22 protein-coding genes are annotated in these 21,467 nt (G+C 70.1%); 11 read left to right on the forward strand and 11 right to left on the reverse strand.

Going from position 1 to position 21,467, the window contains the following annotated elements:
- The first annotated feature begins 15 nt into the window (after positions 1 to 15).
- From pstS to pstB, 4 genes are all read left to right on the forward strand, one after another.
- Positions 16 to 1,131 (forward strand): phosphate ABC transporter substrate-binding protein PstS, encoded by a 1,116-nt coding sequence (pstS, locus tag AB0H93_RS40815; protein ID WP_358581473.1) that lies wholly within the window; start codon positions 16 to 18, stop codon positions 1,129 to 1,131.
- A gap of 166 nt (positions 1,132 to 1,297) precedes the next feature.
- Positions 1,298 to 2,257 carry a phosphate ABC transporter permease subunit PstC gene (pstC, locus tag AB0H93_RS40820; protein WP_358581535.1) on the forward strand — a complete coding sequence of 320 codons (960 nt, stop codon included), beginning with the start codon at positions 1,298 to 1,300 and terminating at the stop codon, positions 2,255 to 2,257.
- On the forward strand, positions 2,254 to 3,168 hold the full coding sequence (pstA, locus tag AB0H93_RS40825; RefSeq protein WP_358581475.1) for a phosphate ABC transporter permease PstA: 915 nt from the start codon (positions 2,254 to 2,256) through the stop codon (positions 3,166 to 3,168). Before pstC ends, pstA begins: the two co-directional genes overlap by 4 nt.
- Positions 3,169 to 3,178: 10 nt before the next feature.
- Entirely contained in the window at positions 3,179 to 3,955 is a 777-nt protein-coding gene (gene pstB, locus AB0H93_RS40830; protein WP_358581478.1) for a phosphate ABC transporter ATP-binding protein PstB, read from the forward strand.
- A gap of 92 nt (positions 3,956 to 4,047) precedes the next feature.
- Here pstB and AB0H93_RS40835 read toward each other — a convergent pair whose 3' ends face one another.
- Complete coding sequence (locus AB0H93_RS40835; RefSeq protein ID WP_358581481.1) at positions 4,048 to 4,635, reverse strand: helix-turn-helix domain-containing protein; 588 nt, start codon at positions 4,633 to 4,635, stop codon at positions 4,048 to 4,050.
- 87 nt (positions 4,636 to 4,722) lie between these two features.
- Here AB0H93_RS40835 and AB0H93_RS40840 point away from each other — a divergent pair, with 87 nt between their 5' ends.
- Together AB0H93_RS40840 and AB0H93_RS40845 are read left to right on the forward strand one after the other, a co-directional pair.
- The gene (locus tag AB0H93_RS40840) at positions 4,723 to 5,607 is read left to right on the forward strand and encodes a zinc-binding dehydrogenase (RefSeq protein WP_358581483.1); all 885 of its coding nucleotides are present in this window, start codon (positions 4,723 to 4,725) and stop codon (positions 5,605 to 5,607) included.
- 1 nt (position 5,608) lies between these two features.
- Entirely contained in the window at positions 5,609 to 6,502 is an 894-nt protein-coding gene (locus tag AB0H93_RS40845) for a TIGR03564 family F420-dependent LLM class oxidoreductase (protein ID WP_358581485.1), read from the forward strand.
- Between the two features lie 60 nt (positions 6,503 to 6,562).
- Here AB0H93_RS40845 and AB0H93_RS40850 read toward each other — a convergent pair whose 3' ends face one another.
- Positions 6,563 to 6,919 carry a nuclear transport factor 2 family protein gene (locus tag AB0H93_RS40850; protein ID WP_358581488.1) on the reverse strand — a complete coding sequence of 119 codons (357 nt, stop codon included), beginning with the start codon at positions 6,917 to 6,919 and terminating at the stop codon, positions 6,563 to 6,565.
- Between the two features lie 107 nt (positions 6,920 to 7,026).
- Between AB0H93_RS40850 and AB0H93_RS40855 the strand changes: the two genes are divergently transcribed.
- On the forward strand, positions 7,027 to 7,905 hold the full coding sequence (locus AB0H93_RS40855) for a helix-turn-helix transcriptional regulator (protein WP_358581491.1): 879 nt from the start codon (positions 7,027 to 7,029) through the stop codon (positions 7,903 to 7,905).
- Positions 7,906 to 7,922: 17 nt separating this feature from the next.
- On the opposite strand, the gene AB0H93_RS40860 is transcribed toward AB0H93_RS40855, so the two are convergent.
- The 6 genes from AB0H93_RS40860 to dusB all read right to left on the reverse strand — a co-directional run bounded on the left by AB0H93_RS40860 (position 7,923) and on the right by dusB (position 15,376).
- Positions 7,923 to 8,780 (reverse strand): helix-turn-helix transcriptional regulator, encoded by an 858-nt coding sequence (locus AB0H93_RS40860; protein WP_358581493.1) that lies wholly within the window; start codon positions 8,778 to 8,780, stop codon positions 7,923 to 7,925.
- A gap of 133 nt (positions 8,781 to 8,913) precedes the next feature.
- Complete coding sequence (phoU, locus tag AB0H93_RS40865) at positions 8,914 to 9,561, reverse strand: phosphate signaling complex protein PhoU (protein WP_358581496.1); 648 nt, start codon at positions 9,559 to 9,561, stop codon at positions 8,914 to 8,916.
- Positions 9,562 to 9,660: 99 nt separating this feature from the next.
- Positions 9,661 to 12,327: an LCP family protein gene (locus AB0H93_RS40870; protein WP_358581498.1), complete on the reverse strand. Its 2,667-nt coding sequence runs from the start codon at positions 12,325 to 12,327 to the stop codon at positions 9,661 to 9,663.
- 254 nt (positions 12,328 to 12,581) lie between these two features.
- Positions 12,582 to 13,454 (reverse strand): GGDEF domain-containing protein, encoded by an 873-nt coding sequence (locus AB0H93_RS40875; RefSeq protein ID WP_358581500.1) that lies wholly within the window; start codon positions 13,452 to 13,454, stop codon positions 12,582 to 12,584.
- 299 nt (positions 13,455 to 13,753) lie between these two features.
- Complete coding sequence (locus AB0H93_RS40880) at positions 13,754 to 14,149, reverse strand: hypothetical protein (protein ID WP_358581502.1); 396 nt, start codon at positions 14,147 to 14,149, stop codon at positions 13,754 to 13,756.
- A 78-nt stretch (positions 14,150 to 14,227) separates the two neighbouring features.
- The gene (gene dusB / locus AB0H93_RS40885) at positions 14,228 to 15,376 is read right to left on the reverse strand and encodes a tRNA dihydrouridine synthase DusB (protein ID WP_358581504.1); all 1,149 of its coding nucleotides are present in this window, start codon (positions 15,374 to 15,376) and stop codon (positions 14,228 to 14,230) included.
- 156 nt (positions 15,377 to 15,532) lie between these two features.
- Between dusB and AB0H93_RS40890 the strand changes: the two genes are divergently transcribed.
- The 3 genes from AB0H93_RS40890 to AB0H93_RS40900 all read left to right on the forward strand — a co-directional run bounded on the left by AB0H93_RS40890 (position 15,533) and on the right by AB0H93_RS40900 (position 17,929).
- Positions 15,533 to 16,426: a hypothetical protein gene (locus tag AB0H93_RS40890; RefSeq protein ID WP_358581506.1), complete on the forward strand. Its 894-nt coding sequence runs from the start codon at positions 15,533 to 15,535 to the stop codon at positions 16,424 to 16,426.
- A gap of 100 nt (positions 16,427 to 16,526) precedes the next feature.
- Positions 16,527 to 16,841 carry a hypothetical protein gene (locus AB0H93_RS40895; RefSeq protein WP_358581508.1) on the forward strand — a complete coding sequence of 105 codons (315 nt, stop codon included), beginning with the start codon at positions 16,527 to 16,529 and terminating at the stop codon, positions 16,839 to 16,841.
- Between the two features lie 8 nt (positions 16,842 to 16,849).
- A complete protein-coding gene (locus tag AB0H93_RS40900) occupies positions 16,850 to 17,929 on the forward strand; it encodes a polymorphic toxin type 44 domain-containing protein (protein ID WP_358581510.1) in 1,080 nt (359 codons plus the stop codon).
- Positions 17,930 to 17,935: 6 nt separating this feature from the next.
- Here the strand turns inward: AB0H93_RS40900 and AB0H93_RS40905 are convergent, their stop codons facing one another.
- The 3 genes from AB0H93_RS40905 to AB0H93_RS40915 form a co-directional block, all read right to left on the reverse strand.
- Positions 17,936 to 18,622, reverse strand: coding sequence for a hypothetical protein (locus tag AB0H93_RS40905; RefSeq protein ID WP_358581513.1), 687 nt, complete (start codon positions 18,620 to 18,622; stop codon positions 17,936 to 17,938).
- Positions 18,619 to 19,227 carry a TetR/AcrR family transcriptional regulator gene (locus AB0H93_RS40910; RefSeq protein WP_358581515.1) on the reverse strand — a complete coding sequence of 203 codons (609 nt, stop codon included), beginning with the start codon at positions 19,225 to 19,227 and terminating at the stop codon, positions 18,619 to 18,621. The genes AB0H93_RS40905 and AB0H93_RS40910 overlap by 4 nt, the downstream gene beginning before the upstream one ends.
- A 464-nt stretch (positions 19,228 to 19,691) precedes the next feature.
- Positions 19,692 to 20,309, reverse strand: a complete 618-nt coding sequence (locus tag AB0H93_RS40915) for a superoxide dismutase family protein (protein WP_358581517.1) — start codon at positions 20,307 to 20,309, stop codon at positions 19,692 to 19,694.
- Positions 20,310 to 20,526: 217 nt separating this feature from the next.
- Here AB0H93_RS40915 and AB0H93_RS40920 point away from each other — a divergent pair, with 217 nt between their 5' ends.
- Positions 20,527 to 21,450 carry a DMT family transporter gene (locus AB0H93_RS40920; protein WP_358581519.1) on the forward strand — a complete coding sequence of 308 codons (924 nt, stop codon included), beginning with the start codon at positions 20,527 to 20,529 and terminating at the stop codon, positions 21,448 to 21,450.
- Positions 21,451 to 21,467 lie beyond the last annotated feature (17 nt).

Consider the following 21,467-nt stretch of genomic DNA (forward strand, 5'->3'; position numbering starts at 1 on the left):
AACTGGAGGAACGAAGTGAAGATCAAGCGGCACAGCGCTGCGTTCGCCGTTCTCGCCGCGGGCGCGCTCGTGCTCGCCGGCTGCGGATCGGACCAGAACACCCCGCAGGGTGGCGGCAACCCGGCCCTGGACGGCCTCCAGGTCGAGTGCGGCACCAAGCCGGTCTCCGGTGAGGGCTCCTCCGCGCAGAAGAACGCCATGGACGTCTTCGCCCGTGACTACGGCCTGAAGTGCGCCGGTCAGAAGCTCAACTACACCAAGTCGGGCTCCGGCAAGGGTGTCGCCGCCTTCACCGCCGGCCAGATCGACTTCGGCGGCTCCGACTCGCCGCTGAGCGAGGAGAAGGGCGAGGTCGCCAAGGCCGCCGAGCGCTGCCAGGGCAACCCGGCCTGGAACCTGCCGATGGTGTTCGGCCCGGTCGCCATCTCCTACAACCTGCCCGGCGTCACCGACCTGACCCTCAACGCCGACGTGATCGCCAAGATCTACCAGGGCCAGATCAAGAAGTGGGACGACCCGGCGATCAAGGCGCTGAACCCGAACGCGCAGCTGCCCGCCAAGGACATCGTGCCGTTCTTCCGCTCGGACGAGTCCGGCACCACCGAGAACTTCCAGAAGTACCTGACCACCGCCACCGGCGGCACCTGGACCGGCAAGGGCAAGCAGTTCCAGGGCGGCGCCGGCATCGGCCAGGGTCGCGACGGCAGCGACCAGGTCGCGCAGTCGGTGAAGGCCACCGAAGGCAGCATCACCTACGTCGAGTGGTCCTTCCCGAAGAACCTCGGCCTGGGCATCGCCAAGATCGACAGCGGCGCCGGCCCGGTCGAGCTGACCACCGCCAACGTCGGCAAGGCCATCGAGGACGCCGAGATCAAGGGCGAGGGCAACGACCTGCGCGTCAACCTCGACTCGATCTACGGCAACAAGGCCCCGGGCGTCTACCCGATCGTGCTGAACACCTACGAGATCGTCTGCTCCAAGGGCTACGACGCGGAGACCGCGAAGTCGGTCAAGGCGTTCCTGACGGTCGCGGCCAACGCCAACCCGGAGGAGCTGGAGAAGGCCGGCTACGTGCCGCTGCCGGAGTCCTTCAAGGGCAAGGTCCTGACTGCCGTCAACGCCATCTCGTGAGTAACCCGGGTCGCACATACCCAGGGTGAAACAAGGGTCGAACGGACGAAGTGAGAGGCTGCAAACAGCAGTGACCGACTCGACTAGAGCCGATCAGCGCCCCGCGGACACCGACAACGGTGCGCCGCGGGGCGCTTCGGCGCCCAGTTCCGGACCGGAGGCTCCCATTTCCGCTCCCGAAACCACCGCGGGCACGAAGGTCCGCATCGGCGACCGGGTGTTCTCCACGGTTGCCACCGCCTCCGGCGCGTTCGTGGTCGCGCTCATCGCCGCGATCGGCATCTTCCTGCTGATCCGCGCCGTCCCCGCGCTGCAGGTCGACCAGGTGAACTTCCTGTTCAGCAGGGAGTGGAACACCTCGAACCCGAACGATATGAGCTTCGGCATCATCGACCTGGCCTGGATCACGGTGGCCAGCTCGGTGGTCGCGCTGGTCATCGCGATGCCGATCGCCTGCGGGATCGCGCTGTTCCTCACCCAGTACGCGCCGCGGGCCCTGGCCCGCCCCTTCGCCTACATCGTCGACCTGCTCGCCGCGGTGCCGTCGGTGATCTACGGCCTGTGGGGCTACCTGGTGCTGGGGCCGGTGCTCAAGCCCGTCGCGCTGTGGCTGAACCAGAACCTCGGCTGGATCCCGATCTTCGCCAACGGCAACGCGCCGACCGACTCCGGCGCGAACGTCTTCACCGCCGGCATCGTGCTGGCCGTGATGATCCTGCCGACCATCACCGGGGTGAGCCGCGAGGTCTTCCAGCGCACCCCGAACATGCACATCGAAGGCGCCCTGGCGCTCGGCGCCACCCAGTGGGAAGTGGTGCGCACGACGGTGTTCCCGTTCGGCCGCAACGGGTTCATCGGCGGGTCGATGCTCGGCCTGGGGCGCGCGCTCGGCGAGACCGTCGCGCTGACGATCATCCTGAGCATGAGCACCGCGCCGCCGAACTACAGCGTCTTCGACGCCGGCGCCACCTTCGCCTCCAAGATCGCGCTCGGCTCCGGGGAGTTCAACAACAACCTGCAGGTCGGCGCCTACATCTCGGCCGGTTTGGTGCTGTTCGTCATCACCTTCGCGGTCAACGCGCTCGCCCGCTGGATCGAGAACTCCAGCGGTAAGGGGAAAGCATGAGGACCGACACCGCTGACGTGGAGCAGCTCGCCACCCCGCCGGCGTTCCAGCGCATCAGCTTCGGGCGGAAGTTCAAGAACAACCTGGCCACCACGCTGTTCGGGGCGGCCTTCGTGGTCGCGGTGGTCCCGCTGCTGTGGGTGCTGTGGACGCTGCTGGAACGGGGCCTCAAGCCGATGTTCGGCTCCACCTGGTGGACGAACTCGTTCAACGGGCTGCTGCCCAACGACTTCGGCGGCGGCATCAACCACGCCCTGATCGGCACCCTGCTGCAGGGCCTGGTGTGCGCGGTCATCTCGGTGCCGCTGGGCATCATGGTCGGCGTCTACCTGATCGAGTACGGCCGGGAGTCCCGGTTCGCGCGGATCGCGACCTTCATGGTCGACATCCTCAGCGGCCTGCCGTCGATCGTCGCGGGCCTGTTCATCTACGCGCTGTGGATCACCACCTTCGGGTTCAGCCGCAGCGGCTTCGCGGTGGCCCTGTCGCTGGTGCTGCTGATGCTGCCGGTGGTCGTGCGCGTCACCGAGACGATGCTGCTGATCGTGCCGGACGAGCTGCGCGAGGCGTCTTACGCGCTGGGTGTGCCCAAGTGGAAGACGATCCTGCGCATCGTGCTGCCGACCGCGCTGTCCGGCATCCTGACCGGCGTGATGCTCGGCCTCGCGCGCGTGCTCGGCGAGACCGCGCCGCTGCTGATCTTGGTGGGTTACTCGAGCTCGATCAGCTACAACCTCTTCGGAGGTGAGATGGCGTCGCTGCCGCTGGTGATCTACATGGAGCGCAGCACCGGAACGGTGGCCGGTGACTACCGGATGTGGGGCGCCGCGCTGACCCTCGTGCTCGTCATCATGCTGATCAACCTTGTCGCGTCGCTGCTGTCCAAGCTGCTCGCGATCAAGACGAAGTAGGGACCGAAACATGGCCAAGCGTCTCGACATCAAGGACCTGAACCTCTTCTACGGCAAGTTCCACGCCGTGCAGGACGTGACCCTGCAGGTGCCCGCCCGCAGCGTCACCGCGTTCATCGGCCCGTCCGGCTGCGGCAAGTCGACCGTGCTGCGCTCGCTGAACCGGATGCACGAGGTCATCCCGGGCTCTCGGGTCGAGGGCAAGGTGATGCTCGACGGCGAGGACATCTACGCCAACGACGTGGACCCGGTGCAGGTGCGCAAGACCATCGGCATGGTCTTCCAGCGGGCCAACCCGTTCCCGACGATGTCCATCCGGGACAACGTAGTGGCCGGCCTGAAGCTGGCGGGCGAGAAGAACAAGAAGAAGCTCGACGACGTCGCGGAGCGGGCGCTGCGCGGCGCGAACCTGTGGGAAGAGGTCAAGGCCCGGCTGAACAAGCCGGGCGGCGGTCTCTCCGGCGGTCAGCAGCAGCGGCTGTGCATCGCGCGAGCGATCGCGGTGCGGCCGGACGTGCTGCTGATGGACGAGCCGTGCTCGGCGCTGGACCCGATCTCGACGCTGGCGATCGAGGACCTGATCTCGCAGCTCAAGCAGGACTACACGATCGTCATCGTCACCCACAACATGCAGCAGGCGGCGCGGGTCAGCGACCAGACGGCGTTCTTCAACCTGCGCGCGGTCGGCGAGCCGGGCCAGCTGGTGGAGATCGACGAGACGGGCAAGATCTTCTCCAACCCGACGCAGAAGGCGACGGAGGACTACATCTCCGGCCGCTTCGGCTGATCGTCCGCAGTTTCAATTGAAACTGCGCACCGTGCCCGGGTGTCCCAGTTTCAATTGAAACTGGTGTGGGTGTCCGAAGCAGGACCCTGGTTTCAATTGAAACTGGGGTCCTGTTGCTTTCGGGGTGCGTCGAGGAGCGCGGTGACCATGGATTGGACCGCGTGCGTGAAGGCGCCGGGTCCGCGGGTCCGCATGTGGCGGATCAGGTCGGCGTCGAAGGTCGCCAGGATCGCGTGGCTCAGGAAGTCCGAGTCCAGGTCCGGGCGCTCCGCCGTGATCAGGTCCGCGATGTGCCGGGCCCAGAAGCGGTAGCTGGGGTCTTCGTGCTTGTGGTCGGCGCAGGCCGCTTCGTGCGCCGACAGGAGCGAGGCGTTCTGCTCGCCGATGCCGGTCAGCTCCGCCAGGAACGCCATCAGCCGCTCGCGGGTCGGCGCGCCCGGGCCCAGCGGCGGCGGCCCGCTGGTGACGTTCTCGCGCAGCGCCCGGGAGCGCTCCTCCAGGATTTCCCTGATCAGGCCAGCGCGGCTGCCGAAGCGGCGGAACACCGTGCCCTTGCCGACCCCGGCCTCGGCCGCGACCTCGTCGAGCGAGACGTGGCCGCGCTCCGCCAGCAGCCGCTCGGCCGCTTCCAGCACCGCCTGGCGGTTGCGCGCCGCGTCGGCTCGCTCCTGCTTCGGCACATCCCCTCCTGAATAACCGGACTGTCGGTCCGCCTATGCTACCGTCGATTAAGCGGACCGATGGTCCGGTTACTGCTTGGAGGGAACATGCGAGCACTCGTCGCCGACCTGGCGGCACCCGCGAAGTTGCGCCTCGGCGAGGTCCCGGAGCCGGAGCACGGGCAGGTGCTGCTCGACGTCCACCACATCTCGCTCAACCACGGCGAAATCGCCTTCGCCGGGCGGCTCGCCCCGGGCACCGTCCACGGCTACGACGCCGCGGGCGTCGTCGTGCGGGCGGCGGAGGGGAGCCCGCCGGTCGGTGCGCGGGTGATCGCCTTCGGCGCGGGCGCCTGGGCGGAGCGCATGGCGGTGAACGCCGACGCGGTGGCGGAGGTTCCGGCGGCGGTGGACCTGGCCGACGCGGCGGCGCTGCCGATGGCGGGCCTGACCGCGCTGCGCACGCTGCGGACCGCGCCGATCCTCGGCAAGCGGGTCCTGATCACGGGTGCTTCCGGCGGCGTCGGGCGCTTCGCCGTGCAGCTCGCCGCGATCGGCGGCGCGCACGTCATCGCGCAGGCCAACCGGCAGGACGGCCTGGCGGAGCTGGGCGCGCACGAGGTGGTGTCCGATCTGAGCGCCGTGCGGCCGGTCGACCTGGTGCTGGACAACGTCGGCGGGCAGCTGCTGGTCGACGCCTGGAAGCTGGTCAAGCTGGGCGGGAGCGTGCAGAACATCGGCTGGACCTCCGGCGAACCGGCGGTCTTCGAGCCCTACTCGATCTTCGCGGTCGGGCCGTCGAAGTCGCTGAACACCTTCGGCGACGTCGCCGTGCCCGCCGAAGATCTGTCCACATTGGCCGGTCTGCTGGCGGCAGGACGGATCTCGCCGGAGATCGGCTGGCGGGGCTCGTGGGACCGCCTCGACGAGGCCGCCGAAGCGCTGCTGCAGCGGCGGGTTCCGGGCAAGGCCGTGCTGGACGTGAGGGGCTGACATGCGGATCGGGCTTTGCGTCGACGAGCGGGAGCTCTCGCACGGCGAACTGCTGGCGGCGGTTCGCGACGCCGCGGCCGACGGCTTCGGGAGCTTCTGGCTGGGCCAGCACGCCTCGTGGGACGTGCTGACTTCGCTCGCCGCGATCGGGGCGGAGGTGCCGGGCATCCGGCTCGGCACCGCGATCGTGCCCACCTATCCGCGCCACCCGCTGATGCTCGCCGGTCAGGCGCTCACCGTGCAGGCGATCACCGGCGGCCGGCTCGACCTCGGCATCGGGCCGAGCCACCGGGTGATCGTCGAGGACCAGTTCGGCTACTCCTACGACAAACCCGCGCGGCACGTCCGGGAGTACCTGGCGGCGCTGGGGCCGCTGCTGCGCGGCGAAGCCGTCGACTTCCGCGGCGCGACGCTGCGGGCGGCCGGGCAGGTCGAGGTCCCGGGCGCCGAGCCGCCGTCGCTCCTGGTGTCGGCGCTGGGGCCGACGATGCTGCGGATCGCGGGCGAGCTCGCGGACGGCACGATCACGGTCTGGGCCGGGCCGCGGGCGCTCGACGAGCACATCGTGCCGAAGATCCGGGCGGTTGCGGCACAACCGCGCGTCGTCGCGATGGTCTCGGTGTCGGTGGTGTCCGATGTGGACGATGCTCGCGAACGGTTCGCCGCGCAACTGGCGATCGCCGGCGAACTGCCCGCCTACCGGGCGGTGCTGGACCACCAAGGTCTCGCGGGCCCGGAGGACGTCGCCGTCATCGGCGACGACGCGGCGGTGGAAAGCGCGCTGCGCCGCTACGCGGCGGCGGGAGCCACCGAGCTCATCGCGGCGCCCTTCGGGACCGACGAGGAGCAGCGGCAGACCCGGCGGCTCATGGCGGCGCTGAACGGCGCGGCCTGACCCGGTGTCGTGAGTGGCAATGGCCGCCGGAGCGGCCACAGCCACTCACGACCGGTCGCATCACATCGCCGGGACCTTGTCGAGGAAGCCGTGCACCGCCCGGATCCGGGCGTTCTCGTCGAGGACCGCGACGTCGAAGCCGACCACCACGGCTTCGCCGTCCGCCGGGCCGAGCTCCCAGGTGAAGCGGGCGATGTCGTGGTGGGCGTCGAAGACCTCGCCCGGGCGGAACGCGAAGTCCGGGAACTGGGCCTGCACCGCCGCGATCGTCGCGTCGATGGCCTCCCGGCCCCGCACGTCGGCCAGCGGGTCGGTGTAGGTGCCGCCGTCGGCCCAGAGTTCGTCGACCATCGCGCGGCGCTTGTCGGCGTCCCGCTCGTTCCAGGTGGCGAGGTAGCGGTCGAGGAGCTCGTTCATGGTGGAAACCCTTCCGTTCTGCGGTTCGATGAGCACCACTGTGCGGCGCGGTGGGTCATCGCGTCGATTACCCGGGAGGTAATGGCCCCGGTGGCTAATGTCGTGGTGTGACAACGGTGAAACAGCGCCAGGTGGGTGTGCTGCTCCGGGAATGGCGGGAGCGGCGGAGGCTGAGCCAGCTGCAGCTCTCGCTGGACGCCGACATCTCGACGCGGCACCTCAGCTTCGTGGAGACCGGCCGGTCGAAGCCCACCAAGGAGATGATCCTGCGGCTCAGCGAACGGCTCGACGTGCCGCTTCGGGAGCGCAACAGCCTGCTGCTGGCGGGCGGCTACGCCCCGGTCTACCCGGCGAGCGGCCTGGACGTGCCGGAGCTGGCGGCCGTGCGAGCGGCGCTGCGCCAGGTGCTCGCCGGGCATGAGCCCTACCCGGCGCTGGTCGTCGACCGGGCGTGGCAGCTGGTCGAGAGCAACGCCAGCGTCGAGTTGCTCCTCGAAGGCGCGGCCGCGAATCTGCTGGCGCCGCCGGTGAACGTGCTCCGGCTGAGCCTGCACCCCCAGGGCGTGGCGCCGAACATCGCCAACCTCGGCGAGTGGCGCGCCCACGTCCTCGGCCGGCTGCGCCGCCAGGCCGCGGCGACCGCGGACCCGGCGCTGGCCGAGCTGCTCGCGGAGCTCCGCGACTACCCGTGCGACCAGCCGGAACCGGAGGTCGAGCTACCGGGGGCGAGCGATGTCGTGGTGCCGCTGCGCCTCCGCCACGGCGACCGGGAGCTGTCGCTGCTCAGCATGACGACGGTCTTCGGCACCCCGCTGGACGTGACGGTCGCGGAACTGGCGATCGAGTCCTTCTTCCCGGCGGACCGGTCCACAGCGGACTTCCTCCGCGCACGCGCCCCGATTTCGCGCGAACCATCCACAGGCTCCGACGAGTTGTCCACAGGAGACTTCGATTTCAATGGAAATCGCACCTTCGATTTCCATTGAAATTGCGGACCTCCGGGTCAGGCCGGGGATTCGTCGGCTATGGCCGAGATGAAGGCGCTGGAGTCCTTGGGGTTCAGGGCCCGGGTGCAGACCTGCTCGAAGGACTTGAGGTAGTCCGCCGTGTCCTCGGGCTTGTCCAGGAACCGGGAGTTCGCCGAGTCGCCCAGGTGCACGACCTGCGGGTCGGCGTCGTCCGGGAAGGAGAACACCGCGATCCGGTCGCCCATCAGCGGATGCCCGCCGGTGCGGAACGGCAGCACCTGGATCGTGACGTTGCGCCGGTAACCCAGCAGCACCAGGTGCTCCAGCTGCTGGCGCATCACCGCGGGGCCGCCGACGGCGCGCCGCAGCGCCGCCTCGTCGAGCACCGCCCACAGCTCCAGCGGGCTCTCCCCGAGCAGCCGCTGCTGCCGGGTGGAGATCACCGTCAGCCGCTCCTGCAGCTCGTCCGCCCCGTAGGGCTGCGCGCCGGCGGTCAGCAGGGCCCGGCTGTACTCGGCGGTCTGCAGCAGCTCCGGCAGCGGATCCGAGCCGTAGCAGCTGACCGCCTTCGCCGAGGTCTCCAGGCCGAGGTAGGTCTGCAGGCCGGGCCGCTGCGCGGTGCTCGGGTACTGCTGCCACCAGCCGCGCTGCTTGGAGTCCTGCGCGAGGTCCACCAGCGTCGAGAGCTGGTCGGTCGTGGCGCCGTAGAACTCGGCCATCAGCCGCACGTCGGAGGTGCGCACCGGCACCCGGCCGAGTTCGATCTGGCTGATCTTGCCCTGGGAGCAGTCCAGGTGAGCGGCGACTTCGCGGTGCGTGCGGCCGGCGGACTCGCGCAGTCGCCGCAACTCGCTGCCCAGCCGCCGTCGGTGCACGGTCGGACTCTTACGCACCGGACACCCCGCCGGAAGCTGTTCGGAACCTTCTCACCCGAACGAGCATCGCACACGGCGATCGCAACATCGAGTACTGAGACCGAGTATTAATACTTTCCCGGCCAAATGACCCGTGACCTGCGATGACGGCTCAGCCGGTCGGCATCTTTCCGGTCACGACGAACACCACTCGGCGAGCCACCGAGACGGCGTGGTCGGCGAAGCGCTCGTAGAACCGGCCCAGCAGCGTGACGTCCACCGCGGCCGCCACCCCGTGCGACCACTCCGGGCTCATCAGCACGGTGAAGAGGTGGCGGTGGAGGTCGTCCATCTCGTCGTCGTCCTCTTCGAGCCCGCGCGCGGCCTCGACGTCCTGCGTGCGGATCACGGTGCGGACCCGGCCGGCCAGCTTGACGGCGATCCGGCCCATCTCGGCGAAGTACGGCTGCACGTCCTGCGGCAGCACGGCGTTCGGGTGGCGGCGGCGCGCGGTCTTGGCCACGTGCAGCGCCAGGTCGCCCATCCGCTCCAGGTCTTCGGCGGCGTGGATGGCGGAGATGACCGTGCGCAGGTCGCCGGCCACCGGCGCCTGCAGCGCCAGCAGGCCGAAGGCGTGCTCCTCGACGCGGGCCCGCGCCTCGTCCACCTGCACGTCCTCGTCGAGGACCTGCTCGGCGAGCGACAGGTCGGCCTCCAGGAGAGCCTTCGTGGCGCGCTCCATGGCGGTGCCGACCATGGCCGACATCGAAGCGAGTTCATCGGCCAGCACGCCGAGCTGTTCCTGGTAAACCTCACGCATGACAACCAGGGTACTTCCAGCCGGAATCGGACAGAATGCCCTGTGGTGAACCGGGGGTGAACGGGCCGTGATGAACCCGTACTCGCGGCTCGGAGCGGTTCAGCCGCAGAGGTCGGTTCCGGCGTTCACCGTGGACAGCCCGTCCGGCACGGCCGGCGGCTGGTTCGGGTCCGCGGGCTGCTGCTGCACCAGGCCGCTCGCCGCCGCGGCACCCCCGCCGCTGGGCGTGGCGGTGATGGCCGCGGGCCCGCCGTTGCCCGACATGATCGGGGCGTCGTCGAGGATCGCCTGGAACAGCGACTTGGTGTCGCCCTCCCGCAGCACCTCCATGCCCTGTTCGTCGGCGTAGCCGGTCGTGGGCACGGTGATGAAGGTCACCCGGCTGGCGTCCAGGCCCTGCATCTGCTGGCCCAGGTCCATCAGCCGGTCGACGCCGATGTTCTCGCCGAAGGTGTTCGCGCTGACCGCCTTGACGAAGTCGCCCAGCTTGCCCGGGTCGAGCAGCACCTGGCTGGACATCGTCTTGCGCAGCAGCGCCGACAGGAACAGCTGCTGGCGCTGCATCCGGCCGTAGTCCGAGGTCGGGTCGCCCTTGACGTGGCGGGCGCGCACGTAGTTCAGCGCCTGCTCGCCGGTGAGGGTCTGCCGGCCGGCCTGGGGCAGCACGGTGCCGAGCGTGGAGTCGATGATCGGCTTCTCGGTGCAGATCTCGACGCCCTGCACCGCGTCCACCATGGACTTGAAGCCCTGGAAGTCGATGCCCAGGAAGCTGTTCACGCGCAGGCCGGAGATCTGCTGGATGACCTTCGTCGTGCACAGCGGGCCGCCGACGGCGTAGGCCGAGTTCAGCCGCACGCCCTTGTCCGCCGGAACCTGCTCGCCGGTGTACTTGCCGGTCGTCGCGTCCCAGCGCTCGCAGGTGGGCCGGTCGACCTTGAGGTCGCGCGGGAACGACACCAGCACGACCCGGCTCCGGTCGGCCGGGATGTGGGCGATGATCGTGGTGTCCGAGCGCGCCCCGGGCTCGTCCTGCTCGCTGCCCACGCCGTCCTCGGCGGTGGCGCCCGCCCGGGTGTCCGAGCCGACCAGCAGGAAGTTCTGGTCGCCGGTCTGCTTGGCGATCTCCTTGATGGAGTCCGAGTTCGGGTCCAGCGCCTGGACCGACGGCGGGCCCCAGAGCGTGGTGGCGCCCCAGGCGATGCCGAGGGTCAGGAACACGGTCAGCGACGCGGCCATCGCCACCGCCATCACGATCAGGTTCGTGCGGCGCTTGCGCTGCTTCTTCTTCCACTCCATCCGGGACTGGCCGTCCCGTCCCTCGACGAAGTCGAACGGGATGTCGGTGCCGAGCTCCGGCTCGCGGCGCTTGCCCAGCAGCCACGAGTACTTCTTGCGCCGGGCTTCCTCCTCGGCGGCGATCTCGTCGTGGACCGCGGAGAACCGCGCCAGCGTGGCGTCGATCTCCTTGATGTCGTTCTTGCGTTCCTCGCCCGTCTCGCCGGGCTCGTCGGCGTCCTCGAGGTCGTCGACGTCGTCCAGGTCATCGAAGTCGTCGAGGCCGTCGAGCTCGGCGGGCGCGACGATCGCCGTCTCCTCGGCGTCCGAGGTCGGCGGCGCTACCGGCTTGGCGATGGTGGTCTTGTCGTCCCGCTTGGGGCGCGCGACCATCGCGGTCTTCTCGGCCTGCGGCGGGGCCGCGGGCACGGCCGGGTGCTGGGTGGTGGCTTCCAGGTCCTCGTTCACCGGAGGCGGCACCGGGCGGCCCGCGGCGGGGCGCGGCGCGCGGCGCGGCGGCTTGGCGGGCGCGGGGGCGGGGGCGGGGGCGGGGGCGGCCTCGCCGGTCAGCGCCTGGGTTATTCGGGTCGGCTCGGCCGCGGGCGGCTCGGCGGGTGCGCCGTTGCGGGCGGGCGGCTGGCCGGGGGCTCCGCCGCGCATGGGCGGCTCGATCGGAGCGACGTTGCCGACGGGCCGCTCCGGCACGCCGTTGCGGGCCGGTGGCTCTGCTGGGGCGCCGTTGCGACCCGGCCGTTCGACCGGAGCGCCGTTGCGGCCGGCGGGCGGCTCTACGGGAGCACCGTTGCGCCCAGCGGGCGGCTCGACCGGAGCGCCGTTGCGGCCAACAGACGGTTCTGCGGGTGCGCCGTTGCGAGTCGGGAGGTCGGCAGGGGCGCCGTTGCGCGCGGCGGCTCCGCCAGCGAACGCTGCGGCGGCACCGCCGAGGTTCGGGCGAGCGCGACCCGAAGGGCCGTCGGCGGGCCGTGCGGGGCTCTCAGGGCGCGCGCGACGGCGGCCCTGGCGGGGCTCGCCGTTCGGGGCCTGGGCGGCGTGGGAGCCCGCCGCAGGCGGCGCCCAGCCGGGCGGCGGCGTGGCGGGCGGGGTGCCGGAGTTCGGCGGCGGCGCGGGGCGGGAGCGGCGCGACGCGCCCTCCGGCGCGGTCCAGCCGCGCGGGTCCGACTGCTCCGCTGGGCCCGGCGGGATGTTCTGGGGCGGTCGCGCGGCGCGGCGCGGTTTCGACGCCTGCGGAGGCTGCGGTGCCTGGGGTGCTTGCGGGGGTTCAGGCTCGGCGGCGCGCCGGTGGTTGGAGCCGTTGCCCGGGGCCTTGCCGTGCTTGGAGAGCAGGTCGATGACGCGGGTGCCGCCCGTGCCGTCGTCGCTCAATGCGCGCCTGCGTCGACCGGTCGAAGCGGCGGTGGCGTTGTCGGCGACGTCCTCGTCGGGGCGGGAACGCCGGTGCCCGAATTCGCCATGCCGGGGGTCTTGCGGCACGCGTTTTCCCTCCCACCTGCGAAAGCCAACGGTCTGCGACTACTGCCGACGCGCTCGATACCCCCCGACGCGTATCGGTCGGCGCCTACGAGATAGTACGGCCGATCGCCCGAATTGACGATAGTGGGCGACAATTTCTTCACAATCAGTGCACGATCATGCCCCGGACCTCGTCGAATGCGGCCAACTGTGCTATGCAGGTTGACCGGGGTAAACGTTTCTCGAATACACCCTGTGCTTTTGCATGATCGCGATCAGTAACCGGCGACCCGCCGAGCCGCGGCGCCGCGCCGTCCCGCCGCAATCCCGGCCAAACGGACTTCGGCTCCGGTCCGGTACGCGACCGCGTTGCGCCCCGACTGCTTCGCGGCGTAGAGCAGAGCGTCCGCGCTGAGCAGCTGCTGCTCGGCCGACACCGGCGCGGAATCGGCCGTGGTGTGCTCGTGCGCCACGCCGGCGCTGACCGTCACCCGCAGCCCCGGTGCCATCTGCGCCCACGGGAACCGCTCCACCCGGGAACGTGCTGTTTCGCACACCGCGACGGCCGCCGCGGGCTCGATGTTCGGCAGCACCAGGACGAACTCCTCGCCGCCGTAGCGAGCGCAGAACGCGCCGGTCGGCAGCACCTCCTGCAGCAGGTCCACGACGCGCTGCAGCACCCGGTCGCCGAGCAGGTGCCCGTAGGTGTCGTTGACCTGCTTGAACCAGTCCAGGTCGACCAGTGCCACGGCCAGCCCGTGGTCGGTGCCGACGTGGTCGGCCAGCAGGTCGGCCAGTCGTTCGTCGAGGTAGCGGCGGTTGTAGCTGGCGGTCAGGCTGTCCCGCAGGCTCTGCTCGCGGGCCTCGGCGTGCTCCCGGCGCAGCCGGTTGACCTCGTGCCGCAGCTGCTCCGGCACCCGCGGCGGGTCCGCGGTGGACTTCAGGTCCAGCGCCGACCGCAGGTGGTGGTACGCCTGCCGCCACTGGCCGCGCGACGCGAGCAGGCTCGCGATCGATTCGTGCAGCTCGGCCATCCCGGTCCCGTTGGCCAGGTCCTGCCGGGAGCGCCTGCCGGGAGGCAGCGCGATGGGCGGCTCGTCGTCACGCAGTGGCTCCGGCCCGGCGAAACCGTTGCGCAGTCCGGTCATCGCACTCACCTCCCGTCCGTGGTGTCGTCGGGTGGGACGGATCGCTTGAGCTGCTCTGACTCGCGCACCGCCCTAATTCGCTCGACCGGCTGACCCTGGCCTGGTCCGAATTGGCGAGCGCCGCGCGAATCTGCAGCTGCCTTGGATGTGTACCGGGCGGAGGGGTGTGTGTGGAAGCAAAACGGATCGGACCCACCCGCACGGACGAGCAGACCAGCGTGTGTTTCTCATCACCACATTGCAAGTTCATCGGTTTCGCCCGTCCTTCGCGTTACAGCGCTTGAGCGCGCAACAATTACTCAGGTTGGACAAGGCGCGAATCCGTGCATTCGGCCGTCCATCAGCACCAGGTGTTGCGAACCGATCTGGTGGCCGGTGGTGCTGCCCGCCGACCTGGTGGTCACCTCGACTCCGACCACCCAGATCTCGCCGCGCGGCTTGGCGCCGTCCGGGGCGAAACCCGGATCCGGCCGCAGCGTCGACAATGCCGGGTCGAGTTCGACCGTGATCGTTCCGAGATCGCAGGTCTGGTCCTGGAAATCGGGATGTTGCGTGCGGCGGAAGAACTCCTGTTGCGCCTGGGGTCCTTGCGCCGCGGCGGAGTTGTTCTCCGCGAAGTACTGCTCGGACAGTCGCAGCGACTCGGATTCGGTTGGCGGCTGGGCACATCCGGCCGCGAAAAGCAGCGCCGACACGCCGACGAGGAAAACCGATCGGTGGCGAATTCGGCGCGCCGCAACGGAATCGCGGGTCGTGGTGCGCTGCGCGGCCACTCAGCCGCCGCTGCTGTCGATCTCCGCGCCGACCGGCACGGTGGCGTCCTCCGGGTCGTCCAGCCAGCCCTCCGGGAGCACGACCTTGCCCGCCGATCCCTGGCGGCCGCGCGGGCCCTCGCCGTCGGCGGGGAACGGCACGTCCGGGTCGAGCCCGGCGAGCAGGTCGTCGAGCTGGGCGAGGCTGGACACCAGGCCGAACTGGTGGCGCAGGTCGGAGCCGACGGGGAAGCCGCGCAGGTACTGCGCCATGTGCTTGCGCAGGTCGCGCAGGCCCTTCTCCTCGCCCATGTGGTCGGCGAGCAGCTCGGCGTGCCGCCGGAGCACGGCGGCGACCTCGCCCAGCTTCGGCCCGGGCGGGATCGGCCGGCCGGCGAACGCGGCCTGCAGGTCGCGGAACAGCCACGGGCGGCCGAGGCAGCCGCGGCCGACCACCACGCCGTCGCAGCCCGTCTCGGCCATCATCCGGAGCGCGTCGTCGGCGCTGAAGATGTCGCCGTTGCCCAGCACCGGGATCGTCTTGACGTGCTCCTTGAGCCGCGCGATGGCGGTCCAGTCGGCGGTGCCGGAGTAGCGCTGGGCCGCGGTGCGGCCGTGCAGCGCGACGGCCGCGGCACCGTTCTCCTCGGCGAGGCGGCCCGCGTCGAGGTAGGTGATGTGGTCGTCGTCGATGCCGATGCGGAACTTCACCGTCACCGGGACGCCCGCCGGTTCGGCGGCGCGGACCGCGGCCGAGACGATCTCGGCGAACAGCCGCCGCTTGTACGGCAGGGCGGAGCCGCCACCCTTGCGGGTGACCTTCGGCACGGGGCAGCCGAAGTTCATGTCGACGTGGTCGGCGAGGTTCTCGTCGACGATCATCTGCACGGCCTTGCCCATGGTCACCGGGTCGACGCCGTAGAGCTGCATGGAGCGGGGGTGCTCGTCCGCGTCGAAGGTGATCATTTCGAGGGTCTTCGGGTGCCGTTCGACCAGCGCGCGGCTGGTGATCATCTCGCACACGTACAGCCCGGCGCCGTACTCCCGGCAGAGCCGCCGGAAGGCGACGTTGGTGATGCCGGCCATCGGCGCGAGCACCACCGGCGGATCGACCTCGTAGGGGCCGATCTTCAAGGCGGGCTTGGACAAGGTGGCGGTCACGCTCCCCATTGTCGCTGACGCCCGAAACGACCTTCAGCCCCCGCGACTTCGATGGTCGCGCCTGGGGCATCGCCGACCGCGGACCGGCCGGTACTGCCGCGGGGCGGAGGGGGAGCGCGGCGGAAGGCGGTGGTGTTTTCGCACGAAAAAGGCCATCTTGTCCGCATGATCGCTTATCGCGGCTCAGGGCCGTACTGCTACTCGCACAGCCTCGTCATGATGATCGGTGCGGATGCGCCGGACGTCGGTGTCGTGGAGACGCTGACCGGGAGCCCGTTCGGCGTGCAGCTGGTCGGCGGGTCGCTGCCGTTCTTCGATCCGCCCGGCTGGGACCCCGAGATCGGCGTGGACGACGCCATGGCGGCCCTCGGTTGGGCCGCGGAGACCACCAGCGGAGGTGACGTCGATGCCGCGCTGGATCGTCTCTCGGCGAGCCTGGCGAACGGTCCGGTCATGGTCGGCCCCGTCGAGATGGGGCATCTGCGGTACCAGCCGGGCATGACCGGGCCGGTCCGCGCGGACCACTACCTCGTGGCACTCGGCATCGACGACGAGCACGTGCTGCTGCACGACCCGCAGGGCTACCCGTACGCGCGGCTGCCGGTGGGCGACTTCGTCGCGGCGTGGCGAGGCGACACCATCGATTACGGCGAGCCCTTCACCTCGCGCACGAACTTCCATCGGACCGCGCAGGTCGATCCGGATGACGCCATCCGCGCATCGCTCGACCGCGCGATCCACTGGTTGCGCGCCGAGCCGGGCAGCGGCACCGCCGCGCTCGCCCTGGCGGAGCTGTTCGAATCCGGCTGCGAGGACGATGTGCGCGAACAGCTCGTCGACTTCGTGATCCGCGTTGGCGCGCGGCGGCTGGCCGACGCCGCGACGTGCTTGCACCGGGTCGGTCGCACCGGGGCGGCGGCCGTCGTCACCGAGCAGGCACGGCTGGTCGGTGCGCTCCAGCACCCGCTGGTCACCGGCGACGACCGCGCAGCTGCTGCGGTCCTGCGCGAGCTCGCCCCGACCTACGACGTCCTGCTCCGCCACCTGGACGTGGAATAGGGCGCGGTCGGCAGTTCGCCGCCCGCCGCGGCGGTGCGGGCGTTGGCCGGAAGCGGTCAGCCTGCCGCGGTGGGGCTTCCGGCGGTTCACGCTTTCAAACATGGCGGATCCCAACTGCATTCACATGAAGCCCGAGGACTTCGAGCGCCTGTCCCGGGTGCTCACCGCGGTCGGCGAGGACATGCAGACCGGGTGGAACCGGCGCCGGGCGGCGATCTCGGAGAACGAGTCAGGAATCGGCGGTGATCCGCTGGGGCGCGCGTTCCGGACCGAATACGGCCCCGGCCGCGACTCCATCTTCGCGCTGGCCGATCCGCTGCCGGGGCGGTGGCTGGCGCAGGGCAGGAACGGCACGGACGCGGTGGCGCTCTACCTCCAGGCCGAGCAGGACGCCGCCAGCTGCTTCCCCGGATAGGAGGTCGCGTGCCCATTCCGGAACCTGCCGATCCCAACGGACTCTGGGATGCGGTGAAAGCGACGGGTTACACGGCCTGGTGGTGGCCGGAGACCAACGAGGACGACATGTACGAGCTGTCCCGCGCCTGGCAAGACGCCGCCAGGGACTTCACCACGATTCCGGTCCGGTCCGGTGAATTCGGCGAAGCGTGGCCGGACCCGGCGGGGACGCTGTTCGCCGGGCAGGTCGAGGACATCGTGGACGTGACGGAGACGGTTCGGCTGAGCTGCGAGCAGAAGAGCAACCACGCCGCCTTGTTCGCGGACATCGTAGGAGCGGCGAAACGTGATATCGCCGCGCTCGTCCTCCGCAACAGCACGTTGTACTCGTGGGCTTCGAAGCAGTCGCTCGTCGTTCACGGCGTGGCCGCCGAGGTGGTGCGCATCATGGACGATGCCGCGAGGTCGGCGGAGTACCTCGATTCCGGTGTGGCCGCCCAGCGGAGGCCCGGAGACGCATTCGCCGAGTTCCGCGACGTCCTGAACTTCATGACCGGGGAAATGATCAACAACTCCAAGGATCCCAGGACGCGGGAGCTGATCGAGAAGAACCGGTTGGGCGGTTTCCTGGACTTGCTGGACGACGTGCTCGACCCGCCGGAGAACTTCCTGGACATGTTCGAATCGGACGACCTGTCCGAGAAGCTCAACCGCTCCGGCGCCTACGCGGAGTGGTTCGAACTGGTCAAGCCCGGAGGGGAATGGGACCACAAGTCGCGGATCCTCGACATGACGGTCGAGGACAACACGGCGACCCCGATTCCTGGAACGTCCGGGGAAATCCGGTACGACATGTGGTCGAACATCCACTACGGCTACGTCGGCAGGGAGGCGGGATTCAGCGCGGACGACCTGCACACCGGCGCCGACGTCGCCGACTACGGCACCCAGGGACACACCGACCCGGCGGATCAGGCCGCCGTGCAGTTCGGCATCGACCTGCACGAGGAGTACGGCCCGGAAGAACTCACGCCCGAGATCGTGCAGCGGGAGATCGTCGCGAACTACGACGACCTGGTCCGGTCCGGCGTGATCCGTCCGATGTGACCCCGATCAGCGGATCTGGCGGTACTGCTGGGCGTCGTCGCGGTCGCGGAGCACCACGCCCGCCGCCTGGAGCTGGTCGGCCAGGTCCGCCGCCGCGCCCGCCTGCTTGTCGGTCAGCGCCCGGGAGCGGGCGCGCAGCAGCCCGTTGGCGTGCTCGTCGAGGCCTGGCTGCCCGTCCGCCCAGCGCTGGAACTCCTGCTCGTGCGGATCGCTCATGCCCGCCCACGGGTAGCCGAAGCGTTCGAAGGTGGTGCGCACGGCGGTCTTGGAGAGGTCGGAGGCCTTGTGGCGGGCGATCTGCTTCGTCTGCGCGTCGAGGAACACCAGTTCCTTGCCGTCCAGGAACACCGAGCCGATCGCGTCGCGCGGGATGTGGCGGTCGGCCCCGTCCTGCCGCAGGCCCACGCACGCGGCGTTGACCGTCAGCGCCAGGGCTTCCTTCTGCGCCATGCTCGCCAGCCAGGCGCCGATCAGGAGGCCGACGAGGGTGAGGACGGGCACCGCCCAGACGGTCGGCAGGGCGGCGGCCAGCCGCAGCGGGCCCGGCGCATCGCCCACAGCGTCGACGATCCACTCCACGACCGGTTTGACGAGGAATCCCAGGCCGAAACCGGCGGCGCCGCAGCCTGTTCCGAGCAGCCACAGCACGACGTTGGATATGCGGAGGGTGACGGAGGTTTCGGTGGTGGTCATGCGGGTTCTCCAGCGGGTTCGCACGGGTGGGAGAGCAACTTCGCGACGATCCGGCGCAGCATCGGTCGCGGGTCGCGGTCGGGGTCGGCGTTGACGAAGGCGCCGTCGATGACGACCTCGATCGCCTCCGCCGTCTCATCCGGATCCAGCGCCGGATCGATGGCTCCGGTGCGGATGCCGCGCTCGACGAGTTCCGCGAACCCCGCGCGCAGGATCGCCGCGTTCTGGCCGATGACCTGCGCCAACTCGGGGTCCTTGCCGGCCTGCCGCAGGATTTCGACGAGGAGGCCGGGGGCGATCGGATCCATCGCCTCGACCGCCAGCTCGTCGACCATCGTCAGGATCGACGCCACCGGGTCGTCGCCCGCGGTGCACCGCCGCACCAGCTCGCGGGACGTGGGCAGGTCCTGTTCGAACACCGAGCGGAACACGGCGCGCTTGTCGGTGAAGTAGTAGAAGACGCTCCCCGAGCTGACGCCCGCGGCCTTCGCGATCTCGGCCGCGGACGTGTTCTCGAAGCCCCGCTCCGCGAACAACGTCGCGGCCGCCTGCGTGATCGCCTTGCGCCGCGCTGCGGAGCGTTCCGGGTCGACTGTTCGAGCCATGCCACCAGGCTAGCAAATTAACTGAGCACTCAGTTAAAGAATCGGACCGGAAGAGGGGCGCCTCCGGCCGGATGGCCGCCAGGCGCCCCTCTGGCTACCTTTCCGTATCGTGAAATCCTGGTTCTGCTTCCGCAATTTCAACGGAAATCGGACCTCCGATTTCCATTGAGCGTTTTTCATCCTGGCCGGCCCGCAGCCGCGGGCCGCAAAGCTGCACGTCGATGGGGTGCCGTATGCGCCGCAGGCGCATAGCCCACCTACGACACTTGCACCGCCGCGGGTTCACGGTGCCCACCCCTCCGGGGTTCCCCCGGCGAGGACGGCCCCTCCGCCGTGTATTGGACATACATCAGGAGGGGCACCCACAGTCCAGGGAGCCTCTGAGGTTCCGCTACCCGCACCGCCACGCAAAACGAGGTTGGAAAAACCTCACTGAAATTGCGTTCCGCCGCGGCGCGGTCCGGTCAGAACGTGGCGTTGGTGCAGGCCAGGCGGCCGCCCGCCGTGCCGGCCTTGCCGGGCTCCGTGTGGGTGTGCATCTCGTGGATCACGAACGACTTCGCGTCCTGCCGGTTGTCGAAGGACCAGTTGCCCTCCGCGGTGGCCGTGCCGTTGCCCTGGGCGTCGGTGTGGAAGTCCAGCCACACCTCGTTCTGCGGGTTCGCGTAGGCCGGGTCGACCGACGGCTTCACCGGGTCGGCCTTCTCCTGGAAGTGCGGGCCCGCGTCTTCGCCGGTGGGGCCGCAGGGCTTGGTGTGCACGTGGGCGCCGTAGTCGCGGTTCGGTTGCAGGCCCTCGACGTTCACCGTGATCTTGGTCTGGCCGTTGGTGCGCTCCGAGGACAGGTTGACGTGGGAACCGGCCGGGACCTGCTCGGGGTTGTAGGTGATCGCGGTGGCGCCTTCCTTGTAGGGCTCGAAGGTCGCCGACGTCTGCTTGGCAGCCTGGTGCTGGCCGTGTTCCTGCGTCGCGGGCTGCTCGGACGGCGCCGGGGCCTGCCCGCCGCCGCATCCGGCGATCAGCACGGCCGCCGTGCACAGGCCGAGGGTCGAGCCGGTCAGGCGAGAGCTCTGGTGAAGCATGAGGTATCCGTCCTTTGTCGTTACTGTCCGAATCGACGCCGATTCTGCCCGTGATCGCCGACGCGCCGAAACCGGCGTCCAGCGGTGGCCCGGATCGAGCGTATGGCCGCAGGTGGCCCGTGTCCTGTCGTATGAACAGGGGTACGAAAGCCGCGGATCGCGTCCCAGATGGCGAGCGGCCGGCCGGGCGGGCGGGGCGAGATCATAGATTGTGGGCATGGGGTTATCGCGGGGCGCGGATCGGACCTGGCTGGTGGCGTTGGCCACCGCGATGTGGGGCACCGATGCACTGTGGAGGCAGCCGCTCGCGACGAGCCTGCCGTCGGCGAGCGTGGTGTTTTGGGAGCACGTGATCATCGTGGTGCTGCTGGCGCCGTTCCTGCCGCGCGCTCTGCGTGCTCTGCGGGCCTGCGGCTGGCGGGAACGCGTCGCGATCATCGTCGTCGGGGTCGGCTCGTCCGCGCTCGCGACCGCGCTGTTCACCACCGCTTTCAAGTACGGCGACCCGGTGACGCCGCTGGTCCTGCAGAAGCTGCAACCGATCTTCGCGGCCGTCGCCTCGTTCGCCCTGCTGCGCGAGAAGTTGCGCGGGCGCTACTTCGCCTTCGCGATCCCGGCCCTGATCGGGGCCTGGCTGCTGGCGTTCAAGAACCCGCTGCACATCGAGGTTTCGCAGGTGGTGCCCGCGCTGCTGGCGCTGGGCGCCGCGGTGCTGTGGGCGGCCGGGACGGTGCTGGGGCGGTTCGTCAGCCGCAGCGTTCCCGCGCGGGACGTCACCACCCTGCGGTTCGCCATCGGGCTGCCGGCGGCGTCGGTGATCCTGCTGTTCAGCGGGTCGCCGGTGGCGGTGGGCTGGCACAACGCGTTCGGGTTGGTGCTGCTGGCGCTGATCCCCGGGTTGCTCGCGCTTTGGCTCTACTACATCGGTTTGAGCACCACTCCTGCTGCGCGGGCGACGCTCGCCGAGCTGTCGTTCCCGGCGACGGCGGCGATCGTCGGCGTCTTCGTGCTGGGCGCGGAGTTGAGCGCGACCCAGTGGGTCGGGTTCGTGATCGTGGTGGCGATGGTGGCCGGGCTGGGCTGGCACGAGCGGGTCAGCACCACGAAGCTCGTCGAAGTTCCGGAGACGGCGCGGGTCTGACCACAGCGGACCGCTGT

This window comes from Saccharopolyspora sp. NPDC050642, assembly GCF_040654735.1.
Classification (GTDB): domain Bacteria; phylum Actinomycetota; class Actinomycetes; order Mycobacteriales; family Pseudonocardiaceae; genus Saccharopolyspora; species Saccharopolyspora elongata.